Source organism: Methanocrinis sp. (assembly GCF_049974945.1).
In the GTDB taxonomy this organism is placed as follows: Archaea; Halobacteriota; Methanosarcinia; order Methanotrichales; family Methanotrichaceae; genus Methanocrinis.
This window is the reverse complement of record NZ_JBNGCU010000100.1, coordinates 1-5,668: the sequence shown is the minus strand read 5'-3', so window position 1 is coordinate 5,668 and position 5,668 is coordinate 1. Positions and strand designations below refer to the sequence as shown.

The 5,668-nt window shown below is 58.0% G+C and carries 6 protein-coding genes; 2 read left to right on the top strand and 4 right to left on the bottom strand.

All coding sequences use genetic code 11. From position 1 onward, the window contains the following. Positions 1-287 precede the first annotated feature (287 nt). Together ACP5EL_RS08800 and ACP5EL_RS08795 are read left to right on the top strand one after the other, a co-directional pair. Positions 288-812 (top strand): hypothetical protein, encoded by a 525-nt coding sequence (locus ACP5EL_RS08800; RefSeq protein ID WP_428402138.1) that lies wholly within the window; start codon positions 288-290, stop codon positions 810-812. 446 nt (positions 813-1,258) lie between these two features. After that, positions 1,259-2,311 (top strand): hypothetical protein, encoded by a 1,053-nt coding sequence (locus ACP5EL_RS08795; protein WP_428402137.1) that lies wholly within the window; start codon positions 1,259-1,261, stop codon positions 2,309-2,311. 89 nt (positions 2,312-2,400) lie between these two features. On the opposite strand, the gene radB is transcribed toward ACP5EL_RS08795, so the two are convergent. The 4 genes from radB to ACP5EL_RS08775 are packed head-to-tail and all read right to left on the bottom strand — an operon-like array spanning position 2,401 to position 5,512. Further along, complete coding sequence (gene radB / locus ACP5EL_RS08790) at positions 2,401-3,066, bottom strand: DNA repair and recombination protein RadB (RefSeq protein ID WP_428402136.1); 666 nt, start codon at positions 3,064-3,066, stop codon at positions 2,401-2,403. A 24-nt stretch (positions 3,067-3,090) separates the two neighbouring features. Continuing rightward, on the bottom strand, positions 3,091-3,681 hold the full coding sequence (locus tag ACP5EL_RS08785; protein WP_428402134.1) for a DUF447 domain-containing protein: 591 nt from the start codon (positions 3,679-3,681) through the stop codon (positions 3,091-3,093). Further along, positions 3,678-4,547: a triphosphoribosyl-dephospho-CoA synthase gene (locus ACP5EL_RS08780; RefSeq protein ID WP_428402133.1), complete on the bottom strand. Its 870-nt coding sequence runs from the start codon at positions 4,545-4,547 to the stop codon at positions 3,678-3,680. Before ACP5EL_RS08780 ends, ACP5EL_RS08785 begins: the two co-directional genes overlap by 4 nt. Further along, positions 4,544-5,512 carry a methanogenesis marker 9 domain-containing protein gene (locus ACP5EL_RS08775; RefSeq protein WP_428402132.1) on the bottom strand — a complete coding sequence of 323 codons (969 nt, stop codon included), beginning with the start codon at positions 5,510-5,512 and terminating at the stop codon, positions 4,544-4,546. Before ACP5EL_RS08775 ends, ACP5EL_RS08780 begins: the two co-directional genes overlap by 4 nt. Positions 5,513-5,668 lie beyond the last annotated feature (156 nt).

Here is a 5,668-nt window from a genome sequence, read left to right as displayed (position 1 = left end):
GTTTAATGTAATTTTTATGTAATGCAGTTTGGCTTTTTATGAAATATCAGTCCTTTTAACGCTCCTCTACGCCCGATGAACAGGAAGCCTCTCAATAGACCGATATTATACAGCGATCTCGGGGTAAGGCCGCCACGTTAATGTTAGCTGTGCCGGACCTGTCCTTCGGACGTTCTTCACAGGAATCCTCTAAAAGATGGGAGAGAGATATATTCTAATATATTCGCCGCCTTAATCGTCGGAGGAGGGTAAAAATGAATCACAAGGGGAAAAAAATGGTTTTCATCTTGGCGGCCGTTCTCTCTGCTGCGGCCTTCTCCGGATGCATTCAGTCCAGCCAGGAGATCGTCATCGACGAAGATGGGATGGCCCTGGTCAACTTCAGCGCCATCGCCGACAAGTCCCAGGCGGGATCGGAGCTCTCTCAGCTCTCCTGGCAGGTCGAGCAGCTGATACCGGAGCTGAACACCAACTACGAGAGCAGAAACTACAGCTTTGAGGAGGATTACACTGAATACATGGTCTACGAGTGGATCGCAAAGAGAAAGGTCCCTGTGACCGATATACGAGGAGCAACCTGGAAGGAGGATAACGGATCTTACGAGTTCCAGCTCTACCTCGATCGCGTCTTCAGCCCCGACGAGATCGTCGAAACCGACAAGAACGACGTGGTGATGACGATCATCCTGACCATGCCTGAGGATATAACCATAGCCAACACGCCCTTTGTCGAGAAGGACGAGGCCAAATGGACGATCACCAAAGAGCTGCTCTCGCAGAACAGTACAATGCTCAGGGCGATCGCGGAATGAGGATCTAGGCCCCCTGAATCAGGGGGCATTCTGCCCCCTACAGATAAAGTCCAATCGAATAAACGATAGAAAATTTATCTTGCGCCCACTTGCTCATCGGCTTTAACCAGGCCCTTCAACATTTTGGACACAAAAGGACTTCACTCCTTTTGCATCTTTGCCAGGCCAACTCGGCAATTGCCTTGGCACCATCGAGCTTGGCCGTGCTGCCACCTTCTGACTTGCACGAAGGCCACATATCACAAGTGGGCAACTTATTACTTATCATTCATCCCATTTAAAGATTATGGTCCAAAGATCTTTGTGCGGTCCCGAACGTTTTTACGAGGTAGATATTCTTTTAATTTCATGAAAATCCTCCGCCTTTTCCCATCAGACGGCCCAACGGAACTGCAAAACCCAGTGATGCGGATATCTTCATATAGATTATAATCCAAAATATGTCTATGAATAAATTACTAACCTTATCCCTGCTGGGGATGCTGCTCCTCTCCTGCAGCGCCTCCGCAGCATGGGATAGGCTCTGGGATCAGAGGGTGGACGCCGTGGTCGTGAAGCACGGGATCTCCATCGAAAACAGCGGACAGCCCTACCCGACAGGCGACATACCAGCGGACAATATCAGGCTATTTGCAACCTCCAACCGGACTGGAGACATATACAGATACAACGGAACTCCAGATCGATGGACGAAGGTGGGCAACCCCGGAAAGAAGTTCGCGGCGACGGGGGGGGTGGAGAGCAGGCTCTACGGGCTTGACCCGGCGGGGATGGGCGTATACGAGTTCAAGGGCACTCCCATGGAGTGGACCCAAGTGGGTGGCCCTGCCGCCGACATTTACGCCGGAGGAACGAAGCTCTACGCCACGAACCCGGAGGACGACTGGGAGATCTACGAGTATACAGGAACCCCCTGGGAGTGGGTGCAGATAGGAGAGCTGGCACCATCGCGTCAGAGCATGGGCCCGATCGTAGACTATGCGGCAGCAGGTGGGGGATACTTGGTGGGAATGGGCTTCCCCTACGAGAGAAGTCCATCAGAACTTTACCTCCTCGCCGAGAGATATACGTCTGAAGGCGTCGCCGTGGGGGTTGTATTGAAGTACACAGGGACGCCCCTGGACTGGAAGATGCTGCCGGCCGGAGATCTGGATTTCAGCGCGGTCTACGGCCGCGGGTTCAACCCGGGAACGATCTATGCGAGAGACTATCACAGCCGCGATATCTATCGGTGGTCTGAAGACGACGAGATCTGGGAGAAGGCGAGCGACCCCGCCAAGACGTTCATCGCCGACCAGCGCATCGAAGACTCTTCTGTCCATAACCTCCTCTACCGCCTCAAAGCCGATGGAGAGCTCTGGATGTACGACGACTCCGTCGGGTCCTGGACCGAGATCGAGACCGGCGGATTTAGAAATCCCCTGAAGGAGATCCATGCTGCCGGAGGAGAGCTCTACGGGGTGACAGAGGCCGATTACATCTATAAGTACGTCCCCTGAGGCCTGGAGCCGCACTCCGGGCAAACTTTTTTTAAGCCGAGCGATATCGCGCGCCGAAGAGTGCTGACGAATTAGAATCGGCGAGCCGATCACTCGACGCCTCTCGCGGTGATCCGGATCTCTGCGGTCGTGCCCTCGGGCATTGACCTGTGCTTCATGAGCCTTGCGAGCCTCTTCCCCTCGCCCCTCTTCTCGAGGAAGATCGAGGTCTTGGTGGCGTGGTCCATGGCCATCCCGCCGAGAGGCCTGAGGTTTCCGGTCTCGATCTCCATGTAGACCTGATTTGTCACCACCACTGGGATCCGGTGCCTCCTCGCCATCTCCTGAAGCTCGCCCAGCTGCACCGCAAGAGACCTCCTCACGGGCCTGTTGTCCTCCCCCTCGAAGGCCGCCCTGTATAGAGAGGTCGCCGAGTCGAGGATCAACAGGCCGAACTCCTTTCCCATGATCCTGGTGGCGTCTTTTATCGATGCGTGCTGCTGCTCCAGGTTCAGAGGCTCAAAGACGACGATCTTCGCTCCGACCTCCTTCGCCCCCTCTCCCGCGATCTGCCTGAACCTCTCGACCGAGAAACCCTCGGTGTCGATGAAGATCACCTTGAACCCCCGGGCGACGGCCTCCACCGCCAGCTGAAGAAGTATGTTCGTCTTGCCGGTCCCGGCCTCGCCGTAGATCTGGGTTATGATCCCCGGCTCAAACCCCCCACCGAGGAGCCGGTCCAGCCCCTCACAGCCCGAAGAGAGCCTCTCCTGCATGATCACCCGTCGACGTCAATCGGCTCAATCGAACCGCTCGATAAGCTCATCCAGCCGATCCATCGCCTCGATCTCCCGGGGCCCGCCGCACCGGCCGACGATCCGCCTGATCCTGAAGATCTCCTCCAGGTACAGGTCGCTTTTGAGGGCGACGTAGCGGGTCGCCGCGACTGCTGCCTCAACGACCAGGTTGATCCCCCGGTTCACGGCCCGAAACTCCCTCTCCAGGACCTCGCCCTTGACGAACTCGACCTCCGGGAGGGCGATGTCCAGGTTCTTCGGCTCGCACTTGAACAGGGCCCAGGCCTCGGCCTCCTTGAGGGTCAGCTCCCCGTCCCTCTCGACGAATTTGTCCTCGGGGATGTCGTTGAGGGCGGTCTCCACAAATAACATCGGATCGTGGGATACGTTGGCGACGAACTTCCCTTTGGACATGATGTTCTCGTAGGTGTGAGACCCGGCAAAGAGCCTCACCGATAGAACGTCGCCCCTCCTGATCAGCCCCAGAGGAGCCGCGTTGAACGCCCCCAGCTTGTTCTCTGTGGTGGCTATGATCTCATTTATTCCGTCGAATATTCCGAGCTCTTCGATCTCCTCAAGATCGTAAATCATCATTCTTCACACCTCAGAATGGCGCCTTCAGCCAGGGATATGAATAGGGCTGCTCCCATCAGGTCAGCCGTGGACCCCGGGTTTATATCCTCCTCAATGAACTCTCGGTCCAGCTCCTCTGCGAGCCGGAGCGTCTCTTCAACTTCAAGGCCGAGGATCGATCCTGCCCTCACCGACGCCTCCTTCGCCGTCTCGACGCCGAACTTCGAGGCGACGAGGCTGTCGGGGACCTCTGCCAGGGCCTCCAGGTAGGTCATCACCACCCCGTCGTTCAGGCCCAGATCTGCCACCTTTCCGATTAGATGCTCTGAGAGCGCAAAGCTCCTCTCAAACCCCGTCGACCACTCTCTCGCCACCAGGTCGTGGTCCGAGGAGAGGCGCATCAGATCCAGGAGCGTCTTTTTCCCAGAGCGGACCCGGTTCAGGGAGGTGGGGTCCTTCAGGCTCAGATCTTCCACCTCCGCGACCCTCGCCCCGGCGAGGGCGAAGGCGGCGTAGAACTCGACCGCATCCTCTGCCGTCGTCTCCTCCAGCACCCCTTCGACCTCCCCCCTCAGATCCCCGCCCCTTCCTGCGGCCACCGCCAGGGGAACGAGGAGGGTGACGGTGCCAAAGTGGGTGTTCTGAGATAGGCCCCATCCCCTCCAGGACGAGACCGCCCTTCGAATGAGGGCGCCCGTCGGCTCCGACCCCAGGGCAGCATCCCTGAAGACCGGATATGCGGATACAGCGCTGATCAGGAAGTGGTGAAACTTGATCTCCTCGAAGTCGTGCCCCCGATCGACGTTCCCCGGCTTGGGGGTGGAGGAGAGCTCGATCACCATCGCCAGCAGTGCCGCCTGGGCCACCCGGTCCGGACTAATCTTCATGCCTTCAGCAGGTCCTCCGCCAGCTTCTTCTTCAGCCTCATGTACTCGTCAGGAGAGATGCCGTGCCTGTCCAGGACCGCGTCCCTCATGAAACAGGGCTTTGTGATCTTACAGCACCAGGCGAGGCTTCCAAAGCAGGTCCCCTCGCCGGGCTCCAGCGGCGTGTCCCTCGTCAGCTCAAGCTTCCTTTTGACGAACTCTTGGGGGGTCACGCCGATCTTCTTCAGGGCTCCGAGGAGGGGGCAGTTTTTTACCGGCGGGCAGCAGAAGGCCATGCCTCTAAGGTCGCCCCCGGAACAGATGTGCTTTGGTGCGTTGTACCAGCCCACGATCTCGTAGAACCTCTTGAGGGTGTCGGCGAGCCATGCGACGAAATCGGGATCGGCATTCTCGGAGAGGGATATAATATCCGCTCCCATCGAGAGGACGTCCCTGGCGCCCTCGAAGTCGCCGAGATCAAACCTGACCACCAAGGGCGGCGCTCCGGCGTCAGAGACCTTCTTCACGACTTTGAGTGCAGCGGGCCCAAGGCCCCTAAGGTCGAGATGGAGTAGGTCGGCACCCGCCTCTCTCAGCTCCCTGGCCAGCGACCCCAGATCCTCGACGGCGTCGCGGCTCGCCCTGACCGAGAGGACAGCTCCCGCATTCTTGACCGGTCCGACGAGATCACAGATCCCCTCGTTTCGGGGAAGTTCCACCTCCATGAGGTGCCCCTCCCGGGCCGCCATCTCGGCCGCCTCCGCCAGCTCTTCGAGCCCTCCTCCAACGACTGAGAACCCACGGGCGGATCGGGTGCTGACCCGATCTATCGCCCTCTTTATCTCTGAGGGAGAGATCTCGTCCAGGTTGAAGCGTCCGAGCATTATCAGGCCTGCAGAGCCATCGAAGCTCCCAAGATAGCCGGAACCGTCTGATGAAATGATCGCAAGTGGATTGTTCAGTTTCAGGTATCCGATTTTCAACATCAATATCGGGCCCCATGACGACTCTCCTGGCGGGCATATCAGCTTTTCGGCCTCGATGGCCGATCAATCGGACCACCATCTCACCTCTCGAGATCCCCTTGATCTCTGCCACCGATGGGGCCCTCCCCACGGACACCGCCTCTCCGTCGATGAAGA

What these genes read in the sequence shown, in the direction of transcription:
- ACP5EL_RS08795 (WP_428402137.1), top strand. Translation starts at nt 1,259, where the DNA reads ATGAATAAATTACTAACCTTATCCCTGCTGGGGATGCTGCTCCTCTCC.
- radB (WP_428402136.1), bottom strand. Translation starts at nt 3,066, where the DNA reads ATGCAGGAGAGGCTCTCTTCGGGCTGTGAGGGGCTGGACCGGCTCCTC.
- ACP5EL_RS08785 (WP_428402134.1), bottom strand. Translation starts at nt 3,681, where the DNA reads ATGATGATTTACGATCTTGAGGAGATCGAAGAGCTCGGAATATTCGAC.
- ACP5EL_RS08780 (WP_428402133.1), bottom strand. Translation starts at nt 4,547, where the DNA reads ATGAAGATTAGTCCGGACCGGGTGGCCCAGGCGGCACTGCTGGCGATG.
- ACP5EL_RS08775 (WP_428402132.1), bottom strand. Translation starts at nt 5,512, where the DNA reads ATGTTGAAAATCGGATACCTGAAACTGAACAATCCACTTGCGATCATT.